Genomic DNA, 26516 nt, shown 5'->3' with positions numbered 1-26516 from the left:
TCCGATCAAGCAAGGACGAAGTAGGAGCCAGGTCATGGCGAGTTACCCGCAGCGAGTCTGGGAAAACATCATTCCGCTGTCTGTAGGCAAGACGCTGCCAGAGGCCTTCGAGGAGTGGTCTTTTAAGGACGTGGTGAGGGATCACGAACACCCGACTGAGACGTGTGAGCTTTGTGATCAGGAGTCGCTACGCTATCAGTTTGAGATTCGAAACGCGCTCACAGGCCACGCGCTTTGGGTGGGTTCTCAGTGCATCCTCAGATTCGGTGTTTCGGTATTTGAAGCGGGCCGAAAACTCTCCGCAAAGGACACACAGAAAAAGCTGGATCGATTGACGCAGAAGATGCGCGACGATGCTTGCTTGCGATCGCTGCAGAAGCTCGCCGACGCAGAGGGCGGCTCAATACTCGCTAACGCACTTCGCTACTATCAAGGCCATGGGTACCTTTCTCCGAAATTCGCCTTCGTGGTTCTGTGGAGGCTGAAGGAGAACGACGTTGTAGTGGTCAACTAATCCCGGACACGACGTTAAGTTTTTTCTCGGCCTGAGCTGGGGCCAGTCCGTTGTTGAATTGGTGCGGTCTAATCCAGTTGTACCGATGCATCAGGTAATGACTGATGTCGCGGTGCGCTTCTTGAGCTGTCATGTAGCCCACGGTCGGTATCCATTCAGTTTTCAAGCTGCGAAACACACGCTCCATCGGCGCGTTATCCCAGCAGTTTCCACGACGGCTCATGCTTTGGCGCATGCGGTAACGCCAGAGCCGTTGGCGAAACTGGCGACTGCCATATTGCGAGCCCTGATCCGAGTGAAACAGAAGCCCTTGAGGCCTGCCACGCTGTTCGTAAGCCATGTCCAACGCCTTGATGACCAGATCCGCATCCGGCTTGTTCGACAGCGCCCAGCCCACCACTCGGCGCGCGTAAAGATCCATAACGACAGCCAGGTAATGCCATTTCCCTTGAGCCCAGATGTAGGTGATGTCGCCACACCAGACCTGATTCGGCGCCGGCACATCAAACTCTCGATTCAATATGTTCGGAATGTCAGGCCGCTCAACCGTCGCTTGTTTGTAGGCATGTGATCCAGGTTGTTTACTGACCAACTCCAGTTCCCGCATCAGGCCTCGCACCTTGAACCGCCCAATTTGCTCGCCGTCTTCCTGCATCATCGACACGATGCTGCGGCTACCGGCGGCGCTTCGACTTTGCGTAAACAGTTCGTTAACCAGGCTGCGCAACCGAAGCCGCTCAACGTCTGGAGTTCGGCGCCTGAGACGATGGGCGTAGTAACACGAACGAGTGACGTCAAAGACTGCGCAAAGCCAATCAACCGGCTCTTGGGGGCTCAGTTGATCAATCAGCGCGTGCGCTCGTGCTCTTCCGACATCAAGAGCGCGGTAGCCTTTTTTAAAATGGATTTCTCCCGCTCAAGTCGAGCGATTCGAGCTTCCAATTCCTGGATTTTCTGTTGCTCTGGCGTCAGCGCTTTACTCTGCGGAGTAACGCCAGTGCGCTCCTGCTGAAGCTGATTAACCCAGCGGCGCAACGCGGACTCAACCACACCAAGCGAGCGGCTGGCTTCGATATGGCTATAGCCTTGATCGAGCACGAGGCCTGCGGCCTCGCGTTTGAATTCAGCGGAAAAAGAACGACGTTGTTTGGTCATCAGACACCTCTATCTGGCGAGCATTCTCGCCTAAATGGGTGTCCGGTTTCATTAGACCACTACAGGTAAACATAAAACGGTATGAAAGATAGCAGTGCGAATAAGATTGTCGCTGCCATGAACGTCGACACCTCATTCAAGTACGCCAAGCGTCGATCATTGTTCAGCGTATTCGTAGTTGCTCCGGTGACATATTGATTGTAAATGAATATAGACATCTGTTTTTCTGTCTCTTCCACTCCGTCTTCGAACTCTGCGTAGAGCTTGAGCATCTCGCCTCTATACGCTTCAATCTCTTCCAGCGTGGATAGGGTTTTGTCGAATACTCGGAGATTCCAGGCTTTCCAAAAATTCCATACTCCTACGGCTAGGCATATGCAGGCGTACCAATAGAAAATCCAAAAAAACACAGCAACGCCGCCGGTAGACGTTATGGGGGCCTTGTCGAGCATGTAGGAAAAAAAGCTAAGCAGTGCGACCAATATCGCAAGAGGAAGGCTCAGCCGCGCAATGAGTTTTTCTTTCCTTTCCAGCTCGTAGTAGTAAACCTTTTCAGCGAAACCGAATCGCTCCTTGTCATCCATTTGGCCAGAGTCCATTTTAATTATTGAATGATTACATAGAGATGGCCGAGAAAACCTAGCTGGGATCCTGGTTGTCATACCGGAACGTCCGTGACAGGTGGCAGCAAAAACGACTATACGGTTCTGTTTTGGCGGACTCAACCTGACTTGATTGCAAAATATGCTGGGCCTGCCCCGTACTCAATGAATAAAAAATACATTCGTAACGCGAAGGTCGCAGGTTCGATTCCTGTCTCGGGCACCACCGTTTTCCTCACTCCCGCTCATTGCCATGCGGATTTATGTTCCGCAGGTCAGCTTTTTGTGGGAGAGATGTAAAGACCCGTGTAATTCGTCATGCAAACGTCCTATATTCGGTGCCTGCATGAGCATCGCTTAGCAGTTTTCAGATGATCCCGAATGGTTCCGAAGGCCGGGCTAACCGCGTCAGAGAGATCCTTGATGATCCAGATCCATCTTCCATTCTTACGATCAGCGAGAACGCCATGACCGAATTAACTCAAGAGCAACGCCACGAAGAAGCGCTTAAGAAATACATCCTGGACGTACCGGATCTGAAAGAAGAGATCAAGGACCTGAGTCCCGATGATCAGAAAGACCAGATCCAGTGGGCGTTCGAAGATGAAGCCGAGGCCCAGGGCTTGCAGCCGTGGGAGCTGACGCTCAAGTACACGAGCACTCCTGAAGAATTCGAGGCGCAGCGTCTCGTATTGCATAAAGAGGCCGCCGAAGTACTGGGCGTCGAGTGGGACGAGTACTGCGAGATGAACAATCTGGTGGTCTGAAACAAAAACGCCAGCCTCAACCAGGCTGGCGTTTTTTATTGCGTGCAGTCTTCAGAGACTGAGGCGCATCGACAGATCCACCGCCTTCACATCCTTGGTCATCGCACCAATCGAGATGTAATCCACACCCGTCTCGGCGATTGGCAGCAGTGTGCTTTCGTTGATGCCGCCGCTTGCCTCCAGTTTCGCCTTGCCGCCGTTGAGGCGTACGGCTTCGCGCATGTCGTCCAGGCTCAGTTCGTCGAGCATGATGATGTCGGCGCTGGCCGCCAACGCTTCTTTCAACTCATCCAGGCTTTCCACTTCGATTTCCACCGGCTTGCCCGGGGCGATCTTGTGGGCGGCGGCGATGGCTTGTGCAATGCCACCACTGGCCGCGATGTGGTTTTCCTTGATCAGGAAGGCGTCGTACAGGCCGATGCGATGGTTGTGGCAGCCGCCGCAAGTCACCGCGTATTTCTGCGCCAGACGCAGGCCCGGCAGGGTCTTGCGCGTATCCAACAGCTTGACCTGCGTTTCGCCGACGAAATCCGCCAGGTACTGCGCGCGGGTCGCCACGCCCGAAAGCAATTGCAGGAAGTTCAGCGCGCTACGTTCACCGGTCAGCAACGAGCGGGCCGGGCCTTCCAGATGAAACAGCGGTTGATTGGGTTTGACCCGCTCGCCATCGATCACCTGCCAATGCACCGCGACCCGCGGATCGAGCTGACGAAACACCGCATCGACCCACGCAGTGCCGCAGATGATGGCGTCGTCGCGGGTAATGATAGTGGCTTTGGCCAGACGTTCGGCCGGGATCAGTTGCGCGGTGATGTCGCCGCTGCCGATGTCTTCGAGCAACGCACGGCGCACGTTGGCTTCGATTTCGGCGGTCAAATCGGCGAGACGTAGATTCGGCATAACGGGCTCCACAAACAAAGTGATTCGATTATAGGGGCATGGCGCGAGCCAACCCAAGGTGAGAACACGCGTGCTTGACTGCATCTGGTCGATTTTCTTTGAGCAAACCCCGTACAGACGTGGTCACTGAGAGGGGACAGGCATAGGGGAAACCCTGACGACTATGGCGCCGGGTACAAGTTATGAAAGATAATTCGCCTTGCATTTGACGTCATAGCTTTGACGTCCTGATTGAACTTGTGGGAGCGAGCCTGCTCGCGAATACATTCTTTCAGTGACATTGCTGCGGCTGACACACCGCTATCGCGAGCAGGCTCGCTCCCACAGGGATCCGGGTTGGCTTGACCGAACGAATCACCGCTTCAGGAGGCTTGGATGCACAACGACGGGAAAGTAGTGCCTTTGCACAAGGCCGCTACCGATCAGGCGAATCACTCGCCGCTCGCCCGCCTGCCTGTGATTCTGCTTCAGGTTCGCGACAAGGCTGCCCAGCAACTGCGTCACGGTTTGCAGGAGCTGTTCGATAACGCCGATGACACCCTGTTTGAAATGGCCGACCGGGCGCGCAACGACGTCGAACAGAACATCTTTTTCGAAGCCATGCGCGACTTGCGCCTCAAGCGCAAAAACATCGAACGGGGCTTTCTCGAACTGTTCTTCGATGCCTTTGTCGGCCTCACCCAATACGATCCCGTGCACAACACGCTGCCACTTCCGTTGATGCACGAAGACTCGGCACCGCGCACGGATGACATGGAGCGTAATGTCGCGGTGGAGACCATGGTCGGCCGCGTACTCAAACGTGACGGCTTTGCCCTCGATCAACTGACCGCGCGCCTCAACGCATTGCTTGGCAATACCCTGGACGATCAATGCAATCCGCTCGGCCCGGCGCTGCTCTGTGAGTTCTTCTTGCAGGCCGGTCGCAACCTCGGTGTAGAGATCAAGGTCAAGTTGATCCTGCTCAAACTGTTCGAGCGCTATGTGCTGGCCGACACCGAGCAGTTGTATGCCGAAGCCAATCAGTTGCTCAGTGCCACCGGCGTGCTACCTGAACTGAAACCGGCTCTTGCACGCCGCGCGATCGATCGCGCGGTGGCCAACGTAAATAGCGAGGAAAGCGACGATCCGCCGCCAGCAGACGAAGGCGTGCAGGAAGTCTTCGCCGCGTTGCAGGAGTTGCTGTTGCACGTGCGCGGCAGCGTCGCGCCGACTCTGGAACCGAGCGCCGCTACACAGCCGATCACCACCCGCGACCTGCTGCGCCTGCTCTCGCACTTGCAACAATATGTGCCGGCGCTGGCGTCGCATGACGACTTCGATCTGCGCAATCAGCTTGAGCAACTGCTGACGCGGGTCAGCGTCAAAAGTGGCAAGTCGCGGATCGTTGGTGGGGCTGACGAAGACGTGATCAACCTGATCGCCATGGTCTTCGACTGCATCCTTGAAGACCGCAATGTGCCGGACTCGCTCAAGGCGCTGATCGCCCGCTTGCAAATCCCGATGCTCAAAGTGGCGGTGCTCGACAAGAGCTTCTTCAGTCGCAGCAGCCATCCGGCGCGGCGGCTGCTCAACGAAATTGCCGAAGCGGCGATGGGTTGGGGCGATTGTGATGGCGAGGCGCGCGACAGCCTGTATCTGCGCATCGAGCAGGTGGTGCAGCGCCTGCTCACCGATTTTGACGATGATCCGGCGATTTTTTCCGAATTGCTCGCAGACTTTCTTGCTTTCACCAGTGATGAGCGTCGGCGCAGTGAATTGCTCGAGCAGCGTCTGCGCGATGCCGAAGAAGGGCGGGCGAAAACCGAGTTAGCTCGTCGGCGAGTCGAACTGGCGTTGAATCAAGTCCTGCTGGGCAAAGTCCTGCCGCCGTCGGTGGTAGCGTTTGTGCAGGACGCCTGGAGCAAGGTGCTGCTGCTCACCTGCCTCAAGCATGGCGATAAGTCCGCCGAGTGGCAGGCCGATGCGCACACCCTGGAGCAACTGATCTGGAGTGTGCAGCGCCATGATGATGCTGACGCCGGCATGCGTCTGCTGGCACTGGTGCCGGGGTTGCTGAAGTCGTTGCGTGACGGCTTGAGCCGTTCGGCATTCGATCCGTTTGCCACCAGCGAATTTTTCAGCGAGCTGGAAGCGCTGCATGTGCGTGTGCTTGAGCCGCGCACGGCGGCTGATCAAGCGGCGCCGGCACTGATCGAGGTCTCGCGGCAGATCCTTTTGCAAACCGCTGACGAGGCCACGATGGCGCTGACCTCGGGGCGCCTGTCTCAGGACGCCGCCGGTCTGCAACAGGTTGATCAATTGCGCGTGGGCGGTTGGGTGGCGTTTCAGGAAGACGAGGACAACACCCTGCGCTGCAAGCTCGCAGCGATCATCGAAGCCACCGGTAAGTACGTGTTTGTCGACCGTACCGGGATGAAAGTGCTGGAACGCAGCCGCATCGAACTGGCGCTCGAATTCCAGCGTGGTGCGGTGCGCGCGCTGGACGACACCTTGTTGTTCGACCGTGCGCTGGAGTCGGTGCTGGGCAATCTGCGGCGACTCAATCGCGCCAAGTGATCGCGCGCCGGGGGCCGATCACGGCATACTGGGCGCCAACACAGTTCGCGTTGAAGGAATCGGTATGCAGTTGGATCCCGCTAGCGGGTGGTGTCAGGGGGTGCAGGTCTGCCCATCGCCCAACTTCAATGAACGCCCTGCGGGCGAAATTTCCCTGTTGGTGATCCACAACATCAGCCTGCCACCGGCGCAGTTCGCCACCGGCAAGGTGCAGGATTTTTTCCAGAATCGCCTGGATGTCACCGAACATCCCTACTTTGCAGGGATTGCCGACCTACGGGTCTCGGCGCATTTTCTGATCGAACGTGACGGCAAGGTCACCCAGTTTGTCTCCTGTCTTGAGCGGGCGTGGCATGCGGGCGTGTCGATGTTCGAGGGGCGCGAAACCTGTAACGATTTTTCCGTGGGCATCGAGCTTGAAGGCACCGATGATCTGCCGTTCACCGACGCGCAGTATCAGGCGCTGACCGTGCTGACCCGCCAGTTGCAAAGCGCATTTGCGGCCATCACCGGCGCACGTATTTGCGGACACAGCGACATTGCACCCGGGCGCAAGACCGATCCTGGCCCGGCATTCGACTGGGCGCGTTACCGCGCAGCCCTGGCACAAGAGGAAGGACAATGAGTTTTCTGGTGTTACTGCTGGCGCTGTGGATCGAGAAGTTCTCGGCCCTGCGTCACCGTGTTCAACGCGATGGCGGATGGATCCGCGAACTGAACAAACTCGAAAGCAGCGAGCGTCTGGCCAAACAGCCATGGCTGGTGCTGACGATTCTGGTGCTGTTTCCGGTGGCGCTGCTCGCGCTGTTGCTGGTGGTGCTGGAGCCGGTGGCGTACGGCTTGCTCGCGTTGCCAGTGCATCTGCTGGTGGTGATTTACAGCCTGGGGCGCGGTGATTTGCTCGGCGGTCTCGGGCCGTTCCGTGATGCCTGGCGGCGTGAGGATCTGCAAGCGGCGGCCCACGTGGCCAAGCGTGATCTGGATATCTGTGCCGACAGCGGCGAGCAATTGCTCGACCGGGTACAGGGGCATCTGTTGTGGCAGGCCTATCAGAGTTTCTTCGCGGTGATCTTCTGGTATTTCCTGCTCGGTCCGGTGGCGGCGTTGGCTTATCGCTTGCTGGCGCTGGCCGAAGAGCATGGGCACAACCCGGCGCTGGTCGAGCGTGCCGCGCAGTTGCGCCATGCCTTCGACTGGGTGCCGGTGCGTCTGTTGGCGGCAAGTTTCGCGTTGGTCGGCAATTTTGTGGCGGTCAGCCGGGTGATGTTGCATGAGTTGCTGAACTGGAACATCAGCGCCGCGCAATTGATCAACAAGGTTGGATTGGCCGCAGGGGAGATCCCGCCTCCTGCGGTTGGCCCGGAAGGCATCAACACCCTCGATTGCCTGTGGGAACTGCTGCTGCGCGCAGCGGTGCTGTGGTATGCCGGGTTTGCCTTGTGGACCGTATTGATTCACTGATGTAAAGCAAGATCAAAAGATCGCAGCCTGCGGCAGCACCTACACTGGGATCGAGTTTTTCCTGTAGGCGCCGCCGCAGGCTGCGATCTTTTTTGCCGTTAACCTTAAGTTACAAAGCCTCCCTCCGATTTGCGCTATACAGAGATGGCGCCCGATAGTGGCTATCTGCTGTCTCTGCGCGCCTGCCAATAAAAACAAGAAAAACCAAGGGAGACTTCCAGTGAAGAGCTTGCTCTATCCCGCCGTCTCGCTGATGAACCGTCTGAGCTTCGGCATGAAGTTCAGCCTGATCAGCGTGCTGTTTCTGGTGCCGATGCTGGTGACCAATTTCTATCTGGTGCGCGACTCTTATCGCGAATTCCAGGGCACCCGGATCGAACTGCAAAGCCTCGATCTGCTGGGCAGTAGCCTGAGCCTGCGCCGGGATCTGGAGACCCTGAACAATCTGGTGCAGATCGACGTCACCCTCGGCCAGTCCGGCAAGGCCGGTAACGTCGAAGCGCAGATCACCACCCTTGAACAAGCCGTTTTGGCGCGCCTGCAAGGGCTCACGGCAATGACCGACGATCCCGAGCAGATCAAGGTGTTTGACGGCAAACGCGATGAAATGATTGCCGCGTTCAAAGCCCAGCAAGCGGAAAACTCCCTGCAAAGCAAAAGTGCCTTGATCGGCAAATTGCTGGCCAGTGCGCAGATATTCAGCCAGATCATCACCAGTCAGGCGGGGCTGAGCCGCGACAACCAGAGCGATATCCGCCAACTCAGCGAACTGGTCACGCTGATTACGCCGACCGTCACGCAAACCCTTGGCGAAGGCCGGGCCATGGGCTCGTATTCGTTGGGTCAGGGCTTTCTCAACAGTTCGTCAAGCACCCGTTTTGATGAGTTGCTGGTGCAGATCGAAAAGCTCCAGGCCGAGTACGGCTTGAAACTGCAGGACGCGCTGGGCTCCAGCACGGCCGCGCGTGAAACCCTCAGCGCTCCGGCCGAGGCCAGCAAGGTGTCGCTGAAACAGGCCAGTGAATTGTTCGAAGAACAAGTGGTGATAGCCGATACCCTTGATGCACCGTGGCAGGCGTTTTACGACCAGGTGACCGGACTTATCGACAAAACCTGGCAGCTCAACGAAGCCACCCTGAAATTCCTCGACACCCAATTGCAGCAGCGTCTGGCGCAGAACCGCACGCACATGGTCTTGCAGGCTGTGGCGTTGTCGGTGGTGTTTGTGCTGATTTTTTATCTCTACGGCGGTTTCTACGCCTCGACCCGCACCACACTCAAACGCCTGGGCGCGATGATGGACAAGGTCGCGGCCGGTGACATGACCGTTACCTTCAAAGCGAACAGCCGCGATGAACTGGGCGAATTGGGCGAAGTGTTCAACGGCACGGTGCGCAAGATTCACGACTTGATCGAGCGGGTAGGGCACACCGTCGGCGAGGTCGAGCGTCAGGCCGGGCAAGTTGAAAACGTTTCTGCGCAAAGCAATCAGGCGGTCGCCGGACAGCGCACGCAGATCGAGCAGGTGGCGACGGCGATGAATCAGATGTCGGCGACTTCACTGGAGGTAGCGCGCAGTGCAGCGGCGGCGGTGAGCAGCGCGCACAGCGTGAACGACGAGACCATCAATGGTCGTGGCCTGGTGGAATCGCAGCAAGGCAGTATTGCCGCCCTGGCCAGCGAGATCGATCAGTCGGTGCTGGTGATCAATCAACTGGCCAGTGACAGCCAGTCGATCACCCGCGTGCTGGAAGTGATCAAGAGCATCGCCGAGCAGACCAACCTGCTGGCGCTCAACGCCGCGATAGAAGCCGCCCGAGCCGGCGAGCAGGGGCGCGGTTTTGCGGTGGTGGCGGACGAAGTACGCACCCTGGCCAAACGCACGCAGCAATCGACCGAAGAGATAGAGCAGATGATCGCCAAGCTGCACGGCGGCGTCGGCGCGGCGGTGAAGGCCATGGGCGTCAGCCATCAGATGGCCAACGGCACGGTCGGCCAGTCGGAAAAGGTCCAGCAGGCGTTGGAAAACATCCTCGGCGCTGTAGGCATGATCGTCGATCAGAACCAGCAGATTGCCGCTGCGGTGGAGCAGCAAACCGCGGTGGCCCATGACATCGATCAGAATATCGTCGAGATCAACCGCGCCGGTGAGCGCACGGCGCAAGGTGCGCATCAGACTGAAGATGCCAGCCGGGCGCTGTCTGCGCAGGTGGTGGAACTCAAACAATTGATCAGCGCGTTTCGCGTCTGAGGCACGGGCGAAAAACTGTGGGAGCGAGCCTGCTCGCGAATGCAATCTGCCAGTGACATCTTCGTCACCTGACACACCGCTTTCGCGAGCAGGCTCGCTCCCACAAGGTTTTTTTACCAGCCAAACACTTCACAGCTGTTGGCAGTGCTGGCGGTAGCCAGTTGTTCAGGGCTGATCTTCATTAACTCGGCCAGCGCCTCGCAGATCGCCGGCAAGTGCGCCGGGCTGTTGCGCTGACCGGGAAACATCGCGGGCGCCATGTCCGGGGAATCGGTTTCCAGCACAATCGAATCCAGTGGCAAATCCGCCAGCACCCGATGCATGCGCAACGCCTGCGGCCAGGTCGGCGCGCCACCCAGACCGAGTTTGAAACCCAGCTTGATGTACTCGCGCGCTTCTTCACGGCTACCGGCAAAGGCATGGATGATCCCGGCTCGCTTCAGACGAAAACGCTTGAGCGTGGCAATGACCGCCGCGTGACTGCGGCGCACATGAATCAGCGCCGGTAATTCAAAGTCCGCCGCCAGCTGCAGTTGTGCGTCGAACAGCGCCTGTTGGCGCGCGCGGTCGAGGGTTTCGATGAAGTAGTCCAGACCAATCTCACCCACCGCGCACAACTGCCGATGACCGCGCAATCGCGTCAGCCAGTCACCGAGCGCCAGCACATCTTCGGGGCGATGCTGATCGAGATACACCGGATGCAAACCGAACGCTGCGTACAAGTCAGCATCGCTTTGCACCAGATCCCATACCCGCTGCCAATTACCCTCATAGACTCCCAGTACCACCATCCGCCGCACTCCGAGGGCGCGGCTTTCGGCCAACAACGCCGAGCGGTCGGCGTCGAAGTCGGGGAAGTCGAGGTGGGTGTGGCTGTCGATCAGCTCCACGGTTCAGTCCCGGTGAATACGCTGCTTGAAGGTACGGGCAATCGCTTGCACGCCGGGCTTGTATTCCGATTGCTCGACGGCGGCCAGTGCCAGTTCCAGCGCCTTGTCGGCGATCAACTGGTGCTGCTGGGCCATGGCGTTGACCGGCAATGGTAGGAAGTCGAGCAATTGCGTGTCGCCGAATGTGCCGAGGCGCAACGGGCGGGATTTGAGCGGGAAGTCATGCAGGGCGTCGAACACGCCCTGCAGCAGCACGTAGGAAGTTGTTACCAGCGCATCCGGCAAATGGCCGAGGCGTTGCAGGAGTTCTTCCATCAATTGCCTGCCGCATTCGCGGCTGAAGGATTCGGCGTGTTCGACCAGCACTTCGCCTTTGAAATCGACCAGGGCCTGTTTGAACCCGGCGGCACGTTCCTGGCTGATGCTCAGTTCTGGACGGGCGCCAAGCAATACGATCTGTTTGAGCTGCGGATCGAGCAGGCTCTGGGTCAGGTGCAGACTGGCCTCGCGGTCGTCGCTGATCACCGAACAGAAATGCTCGGGTTCCATGACCCGGTCGATGGCGATGATCGGCAGCCCCTTGGCCTGCAACTGGCGGTAGCTGTCATCCCCGGCCGGCAGGCAACTGGCGACGATCAGCGCATCGCAGCGGCGCGCCTTGAACAGTTGCAACAACTGGCGCTCGCTGTCCGGCGCATCGTCGGAGCTGGCGATCAGCAGTTGATAGCCGCGTGCTCGCGCGCCTTGTTCCAGTAGTTTGGCGATCCGCGCGTAACTGGGGTTTTCCAGATCCGGCAGGATAAAGCCCAGCGTGCGGGTATGCCGACTGCGCAACCCGGCCGCTTGTGGATTGGGCGTGAAGCCGTGCTGCTCGACCACCGCGCGCACCCGCTCGACGGTCGCGTTGCTGATGCGTTGCTGTTCGGCCTTGCCGTTGATGACGTAGCTGGCGGTGGTCACGGACACTCCGGCCAACCGCGCGATATCACTGAGTTTCAACCCGGGATTTCCTTGTTATTTCGAGCATGCGCCGAGATTTTCGCCAATCCTACCCGATTCGGGCAGACGACCATTGTCGCAACGCATCCGACAAGTTGGACTTCAAGGATGCGACATTATCGAGTAACGTGCCGATCAATCTAGATTAAACGTTTCAGCAGGCGTATTTTCTACGTTTTAGACGCTTTTGGCCGGTCCTGCCGTGAAACCGCCAAAACTGCCCCTGAAAAGGAAGCTGACAAGCGCCTAAGCTGCAACCATCCAAAACAATACCTGGCACCTTCATGTGCCAAAAAGGAGATCGCATGCTCGAGCTCACTATAGAGCAGATATCCATGGGCCAATCGGCTGTGGATAAACCCGCTGCCCTGCAATTACTCGCCAATCATCTGGTCGCCGATGGATTGGTCGCCGACGGATACCTGGCCGGACTGCAGGCCCGGGAAGCCCAGGGCTCGACCTTTCTTGGTCAAGGTATTGCCATCCCCCACGGTACCCCCGAAACCCGCGATCAGGTGTTCGCCACTGGCGTGCGCCTGATGCAGTTTCCCGAGGGTGTCGATTGGGGCGATGGCCAGATCGTTTATCTGGCTATCGGCATTGCGGCCAAATCCGACGAACACCTGCGCCTGTTGCAACTGCTGACCCGGGCCCTCGGCGAGACCGATCTGGGCCAGGCCCTGCGTCGCGCCAGTTCGCCCGAAGCACTGTTGAAGTTGCTGCAAGGCGCGCCGCAGGAATTGGCGCTGGACGCACAGATGATCGGCCTCGGTGTTGCTGCCGACGATTTCGAAGAGTTGGTTTGGCGGGGGGCGCGTCTGCTGCGTCAGGCCGATTGCGTGAGCAACGGTTTTGCTGGCGTGTTGCAGCAAGTCGAAGCGCTGCCGTTGGGCGATGGTCTGTGGTGGCTACACAGCGAGCAAACCGTGAAGCGTCCGGGGCTGGCCTTCGTCACCCCGGACAAACCAATACGCTATCTCGGTCAACCGCTGAGCGGTCTGTTCTGCCTGGCCAGCCTCGGCGAAGCGCATCAGGCCTTGCTTGAGCGGCTGTGCGCGTTGTTGATCGAAGGTCGCGGCCATGAACTGGGCCGCGCCACCAGCAGCCGTAAAGTCCTTGAAGTGCTGGGGGGCGAGTTGCCTGCCGACTGGCCGAGCGCACGCATCGCCTTGGCCAACGCCCACGGTCTGCACGCACGCCCGGCGAAGATCCTGGCGCAACTGGCGAAGAGTTTTGATGGCGAAATCCGTGTGCGCATCGTCGACGGTCAGGACAGCGCCGTATCGGTGAAGAGCTTGAGCAAACTGCTCAGCCTCGGCGCTCGTCGTGGTCAGGTGCTGGAGTTGATCGCCGAACCGAGCATTGCTGCCGACGCATTGCCGGCTTTGCTCGCCGCCATCGAAGAAGGCCTCGGTGAAGAGGTCGAGCCGCTGCCCGCCGTGAGTCAGCAACGCGAAGTCATCGCCGATATCGCCGAAGTCGTCATCGCCCCGACGTCCGGTACTCAGTTGCAAGCGATTCCCGCGGCACCGGGCATCGCCGTCGGCCCGGCGCACATTCAAGTGCAGCAAACCATCGAATACCCGCTGCGTGGTGAGTCCGCCGCGATCGAACGCGAGCGTCTCAAGCAAGCGCTGAGCGATGTGCGCAGCGACATTCAAGGCTTGATCGAACGCAGCAAAGCCAAAGCCATCCGCGAGATTTTCATCACCCATCAGGAGATGCTCGACGACCCGGAACTGACCGACGAAGTCGACACGCGCCTCAAGCAAGGCGAAAGCGCTGAAGCGGCGTGGATGGCAGTGATCGAAGCTGCGGCCAAGCAACAGGAATCGCTGCAGGACGCGTTGCTCGCCGAACGGGCGGCGGATCTGCGCGACATTGGTCGCCGTGTCTTGGCGCAATTGTGCGGCGTGCAGACGCCGAACGAGCCTGAGCAACCGTACATTCTGGTGATGGACGAAGTCGGCCCGTCCGACGTGGCGCGGCTCGATCCGGCGCGAGTAGCGGGGATTCTCACCGCACGCGGCGGCGCCACCGCGCACAGCGCCATCGTCGCCCGTGCCCTCGGTATTCCCGCGCTGGTCGGTGCAGGTGCGGCGGTGTTGCTGCTCAAACCAGGCACGCCGTTGCTGCTCGACGGTCAACGCGGTCGTCTGCATGTCGACGCCGATGCTGCGACCCTGCAACGCGCCAGCGAAGAACGCGACACCCGCGAACAACGCCTCAAGGCTGCTGCCGAACAACGCCATCAACCGGCGCACACCACCGACGGCCACGCCGTGGAAGTGTTCGCCAACATTGGCGAAAGCGCTGGCGTCATCAGCGCGGTAGAGCAGGGCGCCGAAGGCATCGGTCTGTTGCGCACCGAACTGATTTTCATGGCCCACCCGCAAGCGCCGGATGAAGCCACTCAGGAAGCCGAATACCGCCGCGTTCTCGACGGCCTCGCCGGTCGACCGCTGGTGGTGCGTACGCTGGATGTCGGCGGCGACAAGCCGCTGCCGTATTGGCCGATCGCCAAGGAAGAAAACCCGTTCCTCGGCGTGCGCGGCATTCGCCTGACCTTGCAGCGTCCGCAGATCATGGAAGCGCAATTGCGCGCCTTGCTGCGTTCGGCGGACAACCGTCCGCTGCGGATCATGTTCCCGATGGTCGGCAGCGTTGAAGAGTGGCGTCAGGCTCGCGACATGACCGAGCGCTTGCGCCTGGAAATCCCGGTTGCCGATCTGCAACTGGGGATCATGATCGAAGTGCCGTCCGCCGCGTTGCTCGCGCCGGTCTTGGCCATGGAAGTCGACTTCTTCAGCGTCGGCACCAACGACCTGACCCAATACACCCTGGCCATCGACCGTGGTCACCCGACGCTGTCGGCCCAGGCTGACGGCTTGCACCCGGCGGTGCTGCAACTGATCGACATCACCGTGCGTGCGGCCCATGCCCATGGCAAATGGGTCGGCGTGTGCGGCGAACTGGCGGCCGATCCGTTGGCGGTGCCGGTGCTGGTTGGCCTCGGCGTCGATGAGCTGAGCGTGTCCGGTCGCAGCATTGCCGAGGTCAAGGCGCGCATCCGCGAACTCAGCCTGACCCAGGCGCAAACCCTTGCTCAACAAGCCCTCACCGTGGGCAGCGCCAACGAAGTGCGTGCATTAGTGGAGGCCCTGTAATGGCCAAGATTCTCACCCTGACCCTCAACCCGGCGCTGGACCTCACGGTCGAGCTGCCAGTGTTGGCTGCCGGTCAGGTCAACCGCAGCGACGAGATGCACACCCACGCCGCCGGCAAAGGCGTGAACGTCGCGCAGGTGCTGGCCGACCTTGGCCACCAACTGACGGTCAGCGGCTTTCTCGGCGAAGACAATCTGCAAGCGTTCGAGACCCTGTTCGCCAAGCGCGGTTTTGTCGATGCGTTTGTCCGTGTGCCGGGCGAGACGCGCAGCAATATCAAAGTCGCCGAGCGCGATGGCCGTATCACTGACATCAACGGCCCGGGGCCGGTGGTCGATGCTGCGGCGCAGCAGGCTTTGCTCGATCGTCTGGTGCAGATCGCGCCGGGGCACGACGCGGTGGTGGTCGCCGGCAGTCTGCCGCGCGGCGTGACTGCACAGTGGTTGCGTGAGCTGATCGAACGGCTCAACTCCCTCGGCCTGAAAGTCGCCCTCGACTCCAGCGGTGAAGCGTTGCGCCAAGCGCTGAAGGCTGGCCCGTGGCTGATCAAACCGAACACTGAAGAACTGGCTGATGCGCTCGGTTGCGAGGTGGTCTCCCACGCCGCCGAGGCGCAGGCAGCGGCGCAGTTGCACGCTCAAGGCATCGAGCACGTGGTGATCTCCCACGGCGCTGACGGCGTGAACTGGTTCAGCGTCGGCTCGGCGCTGCATGCTTCACCGCCGAAGGTCAGCGTCGCCAGTACCGTCGGTGCCGGTGACTCGCTATTGGCCGGCATGCTTCATGGGTTGCTCAGTGCCGATACGCCTGAGCAAACTTTGCGCACTGCCACGGCGATTGCCGCGATGGCGGTGACCCAGATCGGTTTTGGCATCAACGACGCCGCGCAACTGGCGCAGCTCGAACAGGGTGTGCGCGTGCGCCCCCTGACAGAACAATAAGAGGGTTTGTCATGAAGTTAGCCATTGTTACGGCTTGCCCGAACGGCATGGTCACCAGTGTGCTGTGCGCCCGCTTGCTCGATGCGGCGGCCCAGCGTCAGGGTTGGAGTACCAGCGTCGAAGTGGTCGATGCGGCGCATCCGGAACGTGAATTGTCGGCAGCGACCATCGAAGCGGCGGAGTGGGTGTTGCTGGTCGCCACCGGTAACGTCGACATGACGCGTTTCGTCGGCAAACGGCTCTTCCAGATTGCCCCGGCGCAGGCCCTGCAAGATGTCGAAGCGGTGTTGCGCCGTGGTGCTGAAGAAGCCGAAGTTTATGTCGCTAGCGCAGCCGCCCCGGCTGCCGTTGAGCAGCGTGCGCCGCGCATCGTCGCCATCACCGCCTGCCCGACCGGTGTTGCTCACACCTTCATGGCGGCGGAGGCTTTGCAGCAAACGGCCAAGCGTCTGGGCTATGAATTGCAGGTCGAAACGCAAGGCTCGGTCGGCGCGAAAACTCCGCTGAGCGCGACCGCGATTGCCGAGGCTGACGTGGTGCTGCTGGCGGCGGATATCGACGTCGCTACCGAGCGATTCGCCGGCAAGAAAATCTACCGCTGCGGCACTGGCATTGCATTGAAGCAATCCGAAGCCACGCTGAAAAAAGCCCTCGCCGAAGGTCAGCAGGAAAGCGCTGCCAGCGACGGCAAGGCACCGGCCAAATCGGAGAAAACCGGGGTCTACAAACACCTGCTGACCGGCGTTTCGTACATGTTGCCGATGGTGGTGGCGGGTGGTCTGATGATCGCGTTGTCGTTCGTCTTCGGCATCACCGCGTTCAAAGAGGAAGGCACGCTGGCGGCAGCGCTGATGCAGATCGGCGGCGAAACCGCGTTCAAGTTGATGGTGCCGCTGCTGGCCGGGTACATCGCCTATTCGATTGCCGACCGTCCGGGCCTGGCGCCGGGGATGATCGGCGGTTTGCTGGCGAGTACCTTGGGCGCCGGGTTTATCGGCGGGATTGTTGCCGGTTTTATCGCCGGTTATGCGGCCAAGGCCATCAGTCGATATGTTGCGTTGCCGCAAAGTCTTGAAGCGCTGAAACCGATTCTGATCATCCCGTTGTTCGCCAGCCTGTTCACCGGTCTGGTGATGATTTACGTGGTCGGCAAACCGGTGGCGGGCATGCTCGCCGCGCTCACGCAGTTTCTCGACAGCATGGGCACCACCAACGCGATCCTGCTGGGGATCGTGCTCGGCGGCATGATGTGCGTCGACCTCGGCGGGCCGATCAACAAAGCCGCGTATGCGTTCTCGGTGGGGCTACTGGCCTCGCAGAGTTACGCGCCGATGGCCGCGACCATGGCGGCGGGGATGGTGCCCCCGATTGGTCTGGGCATCGCCACGTTCATCGCCCGGCGCAAGTTTGCCCAAACTGAGCGCGAGGCCGGCAAGGCTGCCTTCGTGCTGGGGCTGTGCTTTATCTCCGAGGGGGCGATTCCGTTTGCCGCGAAAGACCCGTTGCGAGTGATTCCGGCGAGTATCGCTGGCGGTGCGTTGACCGGTGCGCTGTCGATGTACTTCGGCTGCAAACTGATGGCGCCGCACGGTGGCTTGTTTGTACTGGCGATCCCGAATGCGATCAATCATGCGCTGCTGTATCTGCTGGCGATTGTGGCGGGGAGTCTGCTGACGGCGGTGGTGTACGCGACAGTCAAACGGCCTGAAACCGTCGAGCTGGCAATGGAACCCGCCAAGGCCTGACACCAATCCCCTGTGGGAGCGAGCCTGCTCGCGAATGCAATCTGCCAGCGACATGTATGTTGACTGGCACACCGCTTTCGCGAGCAGGCTCGCTCCCACAATGGTTAGTGGTGTCATGGCGAGTTCATATAGGCGTGCTTTAGTTTTCCTTTTTTCAGGGAGAACAGCATGAGCGATTTCAATGTGGGTCGCCGGCGTGTCATGCAAGTGGTCGGCGCCGGGCTGCTGATGCCGAGCCTGGCACCGGCGGTGATTGCGTCGGTCAAGGATCGTCCGCAACTCACCGATGGCGTGCAGTCCGGCGACCTGCAAGGCGACCGCGCGATGATCTGGAGCCGCAGCGATCGTCCGGCGCGGATGGTGGTCGAGTGGGACACCCGCAGCCAGTTTCGCAATCCACGCCGGGTTGTCTCGGCGCTGGCCGATGCCCACAGCGATTTCACCGCCCGCGTTGAACTCAGCGGGCTGCCCGCCGATCAGGCGATTTTCTATCGCGTGTACTTCAAGGACGCCCGCACTGGCGTCGCCAGCGAACCGTGGCTTGGCCACTTGCGCAGTGCGCCGACAGCGCGGCGCAATATTCGCTTCGTCTGGAGTGGCGACACCGTCGGCCAGGGCTTCGGCATCAACCCGGACATCGGCGGCATGCGCATCTACGAAGCCATGCGCCTGCGCCTGCCGGACTTCTTTATCCACAGCGGCGACACCATCTACGCCGACGGTCCTGTGCCGGCTCAGCTGACCACCGAAAACGGTCGGATATGGCGCAACATCACCACCGAAGCCAAGAGCAAAGTCGCCCAGACCCTCGACGACTATCGCGGCAACTACCGCTACAACCTGATGGACGAAAACATCCGCCGCTTCAATGCCGAAGTGCCGCAGATCTGGCAGTGGGACGACCATGAAGTGGTCAACAACTGGTCGCCCGGCAAGCAACTCGACGAGCGTTATCAGGAGAAAGATATCCACACCCTCGTCGGGCGTGCACGCAAGGCCTGGCTGGAGTATTCGCCGATGCGTCTGCAGGCTGCCGACGGTGGCGGGCGGATCTATCGCAAGATCAGTTATGGGCCGATGCTCGATGTGTTTGTGCTCGACATGCGCAGTTATCGCGGGGCCAACGATGACAATCTCGGGGCGGCTAAACCATTTTTGGGGCGCGAGCAACTGGACTGGCTCAAGCGTGGCTTGAAGAAATCGAAAGCCCAGTGGAAGGTGATCGCCGCCGACATGCCGATTGGTCTTGGTGTGCCTGATGGCGAGGTGAGTCCGGGCGTGGCGCGATGGGAAGCAGTGGCCAACGGCGATCCGGGGCCGGCGCAGGGCCGTGAGCTGGAAATCGCTGAATTGCTTGGTTATCTGCGGGCGCAACAGGTGCGCAATTTTGTCTTTCTGACGGCAGACGTGCATTACTGCGCGGCGCATCACTACCACCCGGATCGTGCGGCGTTTCAGGATTTTGAACCGTTCTGGGAGTTCGTCGCGGGGCCGTTGAATGCCGGGAGTTTTGGGCCTAATCCGCTGGATAAGACGTTTGGGCCTGAGGTGGTATTCGAGAAGGCGCCGCCGGCACAGAACACTTCACCGTTTGCCGGGTTTCAGTTTTTTGGCGAGGTCAATATTGAAGGGCAGAGTGGGGAGATGAGTGTGGTGTTGCGGGATTTGAATGGGGTGGCGGTGTTTGAGCGGAAGTTGCAGCCCGTTTGATCAGCGTATCCCCTGTGGGAGCGAGCCTGCTCGCGAAAGCGGAGTTACAGCCAACATCAATGTTGAGTGTTAAATCGCCTTCGCGAGCAGGCTCGCTCCCACAGTGGGGAATGTGTGGGGTCAGTAAACGTCCCTGCGGTATCGGCCCTGTTCGATCAGACGTTCAACGTCGGCGGCGCCGAGGATGTCGTTGAGCACCTGATCCACGCCTGATGCCATCCCCTGCAAACTGCCGCAGATATAGATGACAGCACCGTCGGCCAGCCATTTCTTCAACTCTTCAGCCGACTCACGCAACCGATCCTGCACATAAATCTTCTCGGCCTGATCCCGCGAAAACGCCAGATCCAGCCGCTCCAGATCGCCGTTGATCAACCACTCTTCCAGCTCCGCTCGGCACAAGTAATCGTGTTCTCGATTGCGTTCGCCAAACAGCAACCACTGGCGTTGCTGACCGTCGGCAATCCGCGCCTTGAGCAAGCTGCGTAACCCGGCCAGCCCTGTGCCGTTGCCCAGCAGAATCATCGGCACCGGCTCGTTCGGCAGGTGGAAACCGCTGTTTCGGCGCACGCGCAAACTGATGCTGCCACCCACCGGCGCATGTTCGGTCAACCAGCCGGAGCCAATTCCGAGGCTGCCGTCGCTGTGCTGCTCCTGGCGCACGATCAACTCCAGCAAGCCGTCGGCGGCTATCGAGGCGATCGAGTATTCGCGCATGGCCAGTGGCACCATGGCATCGACCAGTGCCTGCGCGTGCAGGCCCACCAGATGCGCACGATGTTCGGGCAGTTGGCGCGAGGCCAGTGCCACTTCAAGCGGCTCTTCGAGGCCGTTGATTTTCACCATTGTCTCGCCACGAATACCGAGGCCGTCGAGGAAGTGCTCGATGACCCAAGGGCAGTTGCGCGGCAGCACTTCCACCAGATCGCCGGCCAGCCAACTGCTGGTACTCGGTGCGCTGAGGCCCAGCAGATAAACCGGCGCACCGCTGCTGTCCGGGTTCATCAGTTCACGGCGCACCAGCGTCCAGTTGTCGTAGCTCGGCGCCTGCCAGGTGTCGACCGGTGCTTGCCCGGTGAGCAGGCCCAGTTGGGTTTGCCAATGGCTCAGCGCGTACGGATCGCCGCTGTCGACTTCCACCGGGGCAAACAGGGTTTTGCCGCCGTGTTCGCCCAGCCACTGATGCAGGCGTTTGGCGAAGCCGCAGAAGTGCTGATACTGACGATCACCGAGTCCAAGTACTGCGTAGTTCAAATTGTCGAACGTCGAGGCTTTGCCCAGCACTTTGCGCTCGAAACCTCGGGCACTGTCCGGTGCTTCGCCGTCGCCGAAGGTGCTGACCACGAACAGCGCATTGGTTGAGTCACGCAGATCCTGCTCGCTGACACTGGCCAGCGGCTGCACCTTCACCGGCAACCCGGCGGCCTGCAACTGGCCGGCAGTCTGCCAGGCCAGTTGTTCGGCGAATCCACTCTGGCTGGCGAAACCGATCAGCCACGCCGGAGCATCGCCGGCCGGTTGTTCGAGACCTTTGCGTGCGTCCTTGATCTGCTTTTTCTTGCGGCGACGATCCAGATACAACAGCCAACCGGTGATGAAGAACAGCGGCATGCACACCGCCGCGAGGGTGATGATGATCCGTCCGACCAGACCGAAATAGCTGCCGACGTGCAACGCATAAATGCTGGTCAGCAGTTGTGCCTTGAAGCTTTTATCGGCGTAGCGGTCGACGCGTTTGACGATGCCGGTGGCCGGGTCGAGGGTGATCTGGTTCAACGCGCGATCATGCGGAGAGCTGTCGAGCAGGTAGAACACCGTCGCCGGTTGACCGGCCACGGCCGGCATGCGGATGTTGTAAGCGGACAGGCCTGGGCCGGCGGCGCTGTAGATGCTGCTCCACATCGCGGCATAGTCGGCGGTCGGCGCCGGACCTTGCGGCGCATGTCCGCGACCACCGCGTACGCGTTCGTTTTGCGGGGCGTCGGAAAGTAGTTTGGTCAGGCCCTTGTTGTACCACTCGTACGACCAGGACAGCCCGGTCAACGCCAGTAGCAGATACACCAACAGGCACCAGGTGCCGGCCACAGAGTGCAGGTCCCAATTGAAGGCGCGGCCCTTTTTCTTCCAGTCGAGGGTCAGCCACACGCGCCAGCTGTTCCAATGGCGCGGCCAGCGCAGGTACAGCCCGGAGAGGCAGAAAAACACCAGGATCAGCGTGCAGGCGCCGGTGATGTTGCGCCCGGTGTCGCCCATGGCGAGGAAGCGGTGCAGTTGCAACATCAGCCCAAAGAAATCCTGGCCGACGGCGTTGCCCATGAACTCGCCGGTATACGGATCGAAGTAGCGCATTTCGCCGCGACGTTCACCCTTGGGTGGGGTGAAGAATACTTTCGCCGCGTGGCCGCTTTCGGTCTCCACCGACAGCATCGAGACTTTCTTGCCCGAGGTGGCTTCGATGTGCTCCACCAGTTCGACCGGAGGCAGGACGCCGGCGACTTGTTTCTCCACCTGCAACACCGAGGGATTCAGCGCCCGCAGGATCTCGTCCTGGAACGAATAGGCCGCGCCGGTGATGCCCATCAAGGCCAGCACCAGGCCGGCAGTGATGCCAAAAAACCAGTGCAACTGGAACAGGGTTTTCTTCAACACGTCACTCGCCGTCCGTTCGGAAATTGTCATCACGGCGCGCATTATGCCGTGGGTTATCGAGAGCTTCTTTGATTACGCACAAAAGCCCCGTTCAATTGAATGAACGGGGCCAAGCCTTGCGGCGCATACCTTGTGGGAGCGAGCCTGCTCGCGAAGGCGTCGTGTCAGTCAGCCTCTACTTGACTGACCCACCGCTTTCGCGAGCAGGCTCGCTCCCACAGGTTTCCGCATCGGTCAGAAGTGGAAATTGGTGCTCAACAGCGCCGTACGGCCCGCCGCCTGGTTGGCGAAGTGGGTCGAGAAGGCTTTGTCGTAATAGGTTTCGTTAGTCAGGTTTTGCACGTTGAGTTGCAGGTCGACGTTTTTGCTCAGCTTGTAAGCCGCCATCGCGTCGTAACGTACGTACGAATCGACCATGGTGGTGTTGGCCACGTTGCCGAACACGTCGTCGACGTAGAACGCACCGCCACCGAGGGTCAGCTTCGGCGTGACCTGATAAGTGGTCCACAGGCTGGCGCTGTTTTTCGGTGTGTTCGGCAGTTCGTTGCCATCGTTGGCGCGACCCAGTGGACCGCCATCGACCTGTTCGCTGTCCATGTAGGCGTAGCCGGCGAACACTTGCCATTTGTCGGTGATCTTGCCGCTGGCCGACAGTTCGATACCTTGCACGCGGGTCTTGCCGGCGTTCTCGTACGAAGTGGTGTCGACTTGCACACGGGCGTTTTCTTTCTCGGTGCGGAAGATGTCAGCGGTCAGCGACAGGCGGTCGTTGAGCAGATCCCACTTGGTGCCGATCTCGTAGTTCTTGGTGGTTTCCGGCTCCATGTCGCTGCTCAGCAAGTTGCCGCTGCGATCCGGGGTACCGCCCAACGGGTTGCCTTCCTGGCCCTCACCGAGGGTGTTGCCCGGCGGGGTAGCGGAGGTTGCGTAAGAGGCGTAGATGCTGCCGTTTTCTGCCGGTTTGTAGACCACGCCGAACTGGCCGGTGACGAACTCGCTGGTGTCATCGCCCTTGGACGTGGTGGCGCCGGCAGCGGTGTAGGTCTTGTACTCGGTGTCGAAGTGGTCGTAACGCAGGCCCATGTTCACCAGCCACTGCTCGGACAATTCCAGGGTGTCGAACACGTACAGCGCGTAAGTGTTGGCCTCGGTGTCGGTGCCGGCGTAGTTGCGCGAGATCGCGCCGTTCCACGGATCGTTCGGGTTCGGGTTCGACAGCGAGGTGCAGTTGTAGCCGCTCGACGCGCCGATCATCGACGGTGTGCAGTTGGTGGTCGCGGCGCTGGTGCGCGGCGTGGTGTCGGTGTTGACGTTATACGAAGACTTCTGGCTTTGCTCGCGGGTGTATTCGACGCCCGTGGAGAAGCTGTTCTTGAAGCCGGCGACGTAGAAATTGCCGAACAGGTCGGTCTGGTTGGTGGTGGTCTCGGTGTTGCTCACGCGAGTATTGGCACGACGCCAGACGCTGCCGTTGTTGACGTTGCCTTTGCTGTCGTCCGGCTGGGTCAGGATGTAATCCTGCATGCTGGTGCCGTGACGCAGGGTGTTCTTGATCGTCAGCGAGTCGCTCAGATCATGCTCGATGGCGAAGGTGGCGGTGTCGGTGCGGCCCTTGCGGAAGTCGCGATCCAGACCGTAGAAATTGCTGTGGTCACCGCCGGCGTACGGCTTGTCCGGATTGGACTTGGTGCGTGCTGCCGAGCCACCGGTCGGGATGGTGTACGGGATGCCCGCATCCGGGGTGTCATTGCTTTCGAGGTGGTAGTAATCGAGGTTGACGCGGGTGTCGGTGCCCAGGCCGAACGCCAGCGACGGCGCGATGCCCCAGCGGTCGTAATCGACTTTGTCACGACCGGCGACGTTGCTCTCGTGGCTCATCAGATTCAGACGGCCGGCAGCGGTGTCGCTGAACTGGTAGTTGCCGTCGAGGGTGTAGCGCTGAGTCTGGTCGGAGCCCCAGGTGAAGCCGCCATCGAACGAGTTACCCAGATGCGCTTTTTTGCTCACCAGGTTGATGCTGCCGCCCGCCGCGCCGCGACCACCGATAGCGGAGTTCGGGCCCTTGCTGACTTCGATGTTTTCGACGGCGAAGATTTCGCGGCTCTGCGAACCGGTGTCACGCACGCCGTCAAGGTAAGTGTCGCCCTGGGCGTCGAAACCGCGGATGAACGGACGGTCGCCCTGCGGGTTGCCGCCTTCACCGGCACCGAAAGTGATGCCCGGCACGGTGCGCAGCGCGTCCTGCATGTTCAGGGCGCCGGTGTCCTTGAGGACTTGTTGCGGAATAACGGTCACCGAGCGCGGCGTGTCGACCAGCGGCGCGGTGTACTTGGGTGAGGAGGCTTTTTCGACCTGATAGGAGGTCGCGTCCTGGGCTTCGCCAGTGATCGACGTGGCGTCCAGGGCAATGGCATTGCCGGCAGCTTTGCTGTCGGTCTTTTCAGCGGCGAACACCATGTGGCCAGCGGAGCCGGCGGTGATAGCCACACCGATTGCAGAGGCGAGCAGACGTGGTGAACTGACCGGTACTTGTGTGTGTTGACGTGCCATTTTTATTCCCCTCCCCAAGGATTTGAGGTCGCGGAATATAGGGTAAACAGGTATTCGTATCAATTGCGAAGCATTGTTATTCGCACTGAATTTACATTCTTTACAATTTGCCCTTACGGTTTTTACTGATTCATTCGTCGTGGGCGTTTTACACGGTCAATAAGAATCAATACCATTGCCGCCTCTTTGCCATCAGGTGACATTGCCATGCTGCTGCACATCCCCGGTCTGTTCGAAAAAGACGAAGTGCAGCGCATCCGCGAGGCGCTTGAACAGGCCGATTGGGCGGATGGCAAGATCACCGCCGGCTATCAATCGGCCAAGGCCAAACACAATCTGCAACTGCCCGAAGGTCATCCGCTGGCCAAGGAAATCGGCGCAGCGATGCTCGAACGGTTGTGGAAAAATCCGCTGTTCATGTCTGCCGCACTGCCACACAAAGTATTCCCGCCTTTGGTGAACTGCTACACGGCGGGCGGCAGTTTTGATTTCCACATCGATAACGCCGTACGCCAACCCAAGGGCAGCATCGAGCGGGTGCGTACCGATTTGTCGGCGACGTTGTTCTTCAGTGAGCCTGAGGACTACGACGGCGGCGAACTGGAGATCCAGGACACCTTCGGCACCCAACAAGTGAAACTGCCCGCCGGCGACATGGTGCTGTACCCCGGCACCAGCCTGCACAAGGTCAACGCGGTCACGCGCGGCGCACGTTATGCGTCGTTTTTCTGGACGCAAAGTCTGGTGCGCGAAGACAGTCAGCGTGCCTTGCTGTTCGAGATGGACGGGGCGATCCAGCAGCTCACGCAGGATATGCCGGATCACCCGTCGCTGATCCGCCTCACCGGCACGTATCACAACCTGCTGCGCCGCTGGGTCGAGGTATGAGTTTCCAACTGCGTCGCGAGGAAGTCCTGGACGCCGCCGGGCTGGCGGCGATGCTCGAACAAAGCCCGGCCCGCGCCGCGCAGGCGATTTTGCTGGCGGCGGGCGAGGGTGAGCTAGAAGCGCAGGCGTTGCTGGGGCAGATCCTGCTCGATGGCCGGGGCATTGCGCAGGATCAGGCGCTGGCGTTGCGCTGGTTCGGCATCGCTGCGGGGCGAGGTCATCTGATGGCGCGCAATATGCTCGGGCGTTGTCACGAGCACGGCTGGGGTTGTGTCGCTGATGCCGGGGTTGCGGCGCAACATTATCGAATGGCCGCCGAGGCAGGGCTGGACTGGGCGATGTACAACCTGGCCAATCTGCTGGCGACCGGGTGCGGTGTGATGGTCGATCATCCACACGCACTGGCGTTGTATCAACGCGCCGCCGAAGTCGGGCATGCGAAATCGATGAATCTGCTCGGGCGTTATCTGGAAGAAGGGCAGGTCTGCGCGGTCGATACAACGGCGGCTCGCGAGTGGTATCGACGTTCGGCCGAGGGCGGCGACTTTCGCGGGCAGTTCAGTTATGCGGCGATATTGGCGGATGAGGGGCGAGTAGAAGAAGCACTCGGCTGGCTGCGCAAGGCACTGGACGGGGGGAATGTGAACTTTTTGCGGGTCGCCAGTGAGTCATTGCTGAACGCGCAACATTCACAGATTCGCGCACTTTCGCAAGCTTACCGAATTCGTCTGGATGAGTTGACTGGCGCGTAAGGGTAAGTAAGTTTAT

Annotated in this window: 19 protein-coding genes and 1 pseudogene; 13 read left to right on the top strand and 7 right to left on the bottom strand. The window is 60.2% G+C overall.

The window, feature by feature from the left end; translation table 11 throughout:
- The first annotated feature begins 34 nt into the window (after positions 1 to 34).
- Positions 35 to 514, top strand: coding sequence for a hypothetical protein (locus ATI02_RS10985; protein WP_238156177.1), 480 nt, complete (start codon positions 35 to 37; stop codon positions 512 to 514).
- Here ATI02_RS10985 and ATI02_RS10980 read toward each other — a convergent pair.
- Positions 507 to 1669 (bottom strand): IS3 family transposase gene (locus ATI02_RS10980; RefSeq protein ID WP_100846148.1). Its coding sequence is split into 2 segments (ribosomal slippage): positions 507 to 1414 and positions 1414 to 1669, totalling 1164 coding nucleotides; the frame shifts between segments, so codons are not numbered across the junction. The genes ATI02_RS10985 and ATI02_RS10980 overlap by 8 nt on opposite strands.
- A gap of 59 nt (positions 1670 to 1728) precedes the next feature.
- On the bottom strand, positions 1729 to 2253 hold the full coding sequence (locus ATI02_RS10975) for a hypothetical protein (RefSeq protein ID WP_100846271.1): 525 nt from the start codon (positions 2251 to 2253) through the stop codon (positions 1729 to 1731).
- Positions 2254 to 2738: 485 nt separating this feature from the next.
- Between ATI02_RS10975 and ATI02_RS10970 the strand changes: the two genes are divergently transcribed.
- Positions 2739 to 3038 (top strand): DUF6388 family protein, encoded by a 300-nt coding sequence (locus ATI02_RS10970; protein WP_095190902.1) that lies wholly within the window; start codon positions 2739 to 2741, stop codon positions 3036 to 3038.
- Positions 3039 to 3089: 51 nt separating this feature from the next.
- Here ATI02_RS10970 and nadC read toward each other — a convergent pair whose 3' ends face one another.
- Positions 3090 to 3938, bottom strand: coding sequence for a carboxylating nicotinate-nucleotide diphosphorylase (gene nadC / locus ATI02_RS10965; RefSeq protein ID WP_095190903.1), 849 nt, complete (start codon positions 3936 to 3938; stop codon positions 3090 to 3092).
- Positions 3939 to 4313: 375 nt separating this feature from the next.
- On the opposite strand from nadC, the gene ATI02_RS10960 reads away from it, so the two are divergent.
- The 5 genes and pseudogenes from ATI02_RS10960 (at position 4314) to ATI02_RS33255 (ending at position 10209) form a co-directional block, all read left to right on the top strand.
- A complete protein-coding gene (locus tag ATI02_RS10960) occupies positions 4314 to 6497 on the top strand; it encodes a DUF1631 domain-containing protein (RefSeq protein ID WP_100846270.1) in 2184 nt (727 codons plus the stop codon).
- A 64-nt stretch (positions 6498 to 6561) separates the two neighbouring features.
- Entirely contained in the window at positions 6562 to 7122 is a 561-nt protein-coding gene (gene ampD / locus ATI02_RS10955; RefSeq protein ID WP_100846269.1) for a 1,6-anhydro-N-acetylmuramyl-L-alanine amidase AmpD, read from the top strand.
- Complete coding sequence (gene ampE, locus ATI02_RS10950) at positions 7119 to 7958, top strand: regulatory signaling modulator protein AmpE (protein WP_100846268.1); 840 nt, start codon at positions 7119 to 7121, stop codon at positions 7956 to 7958. The genes ampD and ampE overlap by 4 nt, the downstream gene beginning before the upstream one ends.
- A 253-nt stretch (positions 7959 to 8211) precedes the next feature.
- Positions 8212 to 9303, top strand: a pseudogene (locus ATI02_RS33260) (methyl-accepting chemotaxis protein); the annotation flags it as partial.
- Positions 9280 to 10209, top strand: a complete 930-nt coding sequence (locus tag ATI02_RS33255; RefSeq protein WP_425273626.1) for a methyl-accepting chemotaxis protein — start codon at positions 9280 to 9282, stop codon at positions 10207 to 10209. The pseudogene ATI02_RS33260 and the gene ATI02_RS33255, both read left to right, overlap by 24 nt.
- 113 nt (positions 10210 to 10322) lie before the next feature.
- Here the strand turns inward: ATI02_RS33255 and ATI02_RS10940 are convergent, their stop codons facing one another.
- Complete coding sequence (locus ATI02_RS10940) at positions 10323 to 11099, bottom strand: TatD family hydrolase (protein ID WP_095190908.1); 777 nt, start codon at positions 11097 to 11099, stop codon at positions 10323 to 10325.
- A 3-nt stretch (positions 11100 to 11102) separates the two neighbouring features.
- Positions 11103 to 12098, bottom strand: coding sequence for a catabolite repressor/activator (gene cra, locus ATI02_RS10935; RefSeq protein ID WP_100846266.1), 996 nt, complete (start codon positions 12096 to 12098; stop codon positions 11103 to 11105).
- A 305-nt stretch (positions 12099 to 12403) separates the two neighbouring features.
- Between cra and ptsP the strand changes: the two genes are divergently transcribed.
- From ptsP to ATI02_RS10915, 4 genes are all read left to right on the top strand, one after another.
- Entirely contained in the window at positions 12404 to 15265 is a 2862-nt protein-coding gene (gene ptsP, locus ATI02_RS10930) for a phosphoenolpyruvate--protein phosphotransferase (RefSeq protein WP_100846265.1), read from the top strand.
- Complete coding sequence (gene pfkB, locus ATI02_RS10925; protein ID WP_095190911.1) at positions 15265 to 16206, top strand: 1-phosphofructokinase; 942 nt, start codon at positions 15265 to 15267, stop codon at positions 16204 to 16206. The genes ptsP and pfkB overlap by 1 nt, the downstream gene beginning before the upstream one ends.
- Positions 16207 to 16217: 11 nt before the next feature.
- Positions 16218 to 17951: a PTS fructose-like transporter subunit IIB gene (locus ATI02_RS10920; RefSeq protein WP_095190912.1), complete on the top strand. Its 1734-nt coding sequence runs from the start codon at positions 16218 to 16220 to the stop codon at positions 17949 to 17951.
- A 168-nt stretch (positions 17952 to 18119) separates the two neighbouring features.
- Positions 18120 to 19661: an alkaline phosphatase D family protein gene (locus ATI02_RS10915; protein WP_095190913.1), complete on the top strand. Its 1542-nt coding sequence runs from the start codon at positions 18120 to 18122 to the stop codon at positions 19659 to 19661.
- Positions 19662 to 19781: 120 nt separating this feature from the next.
- On the opposite strand, the gene ATI02_RS10905 is transcribed toward ATI02_RS10915, so the two are convergent.
- Positions 19782 to 22310, bottom strand: coding sequence for a PepSY domain-containing protein (locus ATI02_RS10905; protein WP_100848454.1), 2529 nt, complete (start codon positions 22308 to 22310; stop codon positions 19782 to 19784).
- Between the two features lie 234 nt (positions 22311 to 22544).
- Positions 22545 to 24860, bottom strand: a complete 2316-nt coding sequence (locus ATI02_RS10900) for a TonB-dependent receptor (RefSeq protein WP_095190914.1) — start codon at positions 24858 to 24860, stop codon at positions 22545 to 22547.
- 207 nt (positions 24861 to 25067) lie between these two features.
- Between ATI02_RS10900 and ATI02_RS10895 the strand changes: the two genes are divergently transcribed.
- Together ATI02_RS10895 and ATI02_RS10890 are read left to right on the top strand one after the other, a co-directional pair.
- On the top strand, positions 25068 to 25748 hold the full coding sequence (locus ATI02_RS10895; protein ID WP_100846263.1) for a Fe2+-dependent dioxygenase: 681 nt from the start codon (positions 25068 to 25070) through the stop codon (positions 25746 to 25748).
- Positions 25745 to 26500 (top strand): tetratricopeptide repeat protein, encoded by a 756-nt coding sequence (locus ATI02_RS10890; RefSeq protein ID WP_100846262.1) that lies wholly within the window; start codon positions 25745 to 25747, stop codon positions 26498 to 26500. Before ATI02_RS10895 ends, ATI02_RS10890 begins: the two co-directional genes overlap by 4 nt.
- The last annotated feature ends 16 nt before the right edge of the window (positions 26501 to 26516 follow it).

Source organism: Pseudomonas baetica, assembly GCF_002813455.1.
Classification (GTDB): domain Bacteria; phylum Pseudomonadota; class Gammaproteobacteria; order Pseudomonadales; family Pseudomonadaceae; genus Aquipseudomonas; species Aquipseudomonas baetica.
This window is presented reverse-complemented; position numbering and strand designations above follow the sequence as displayed.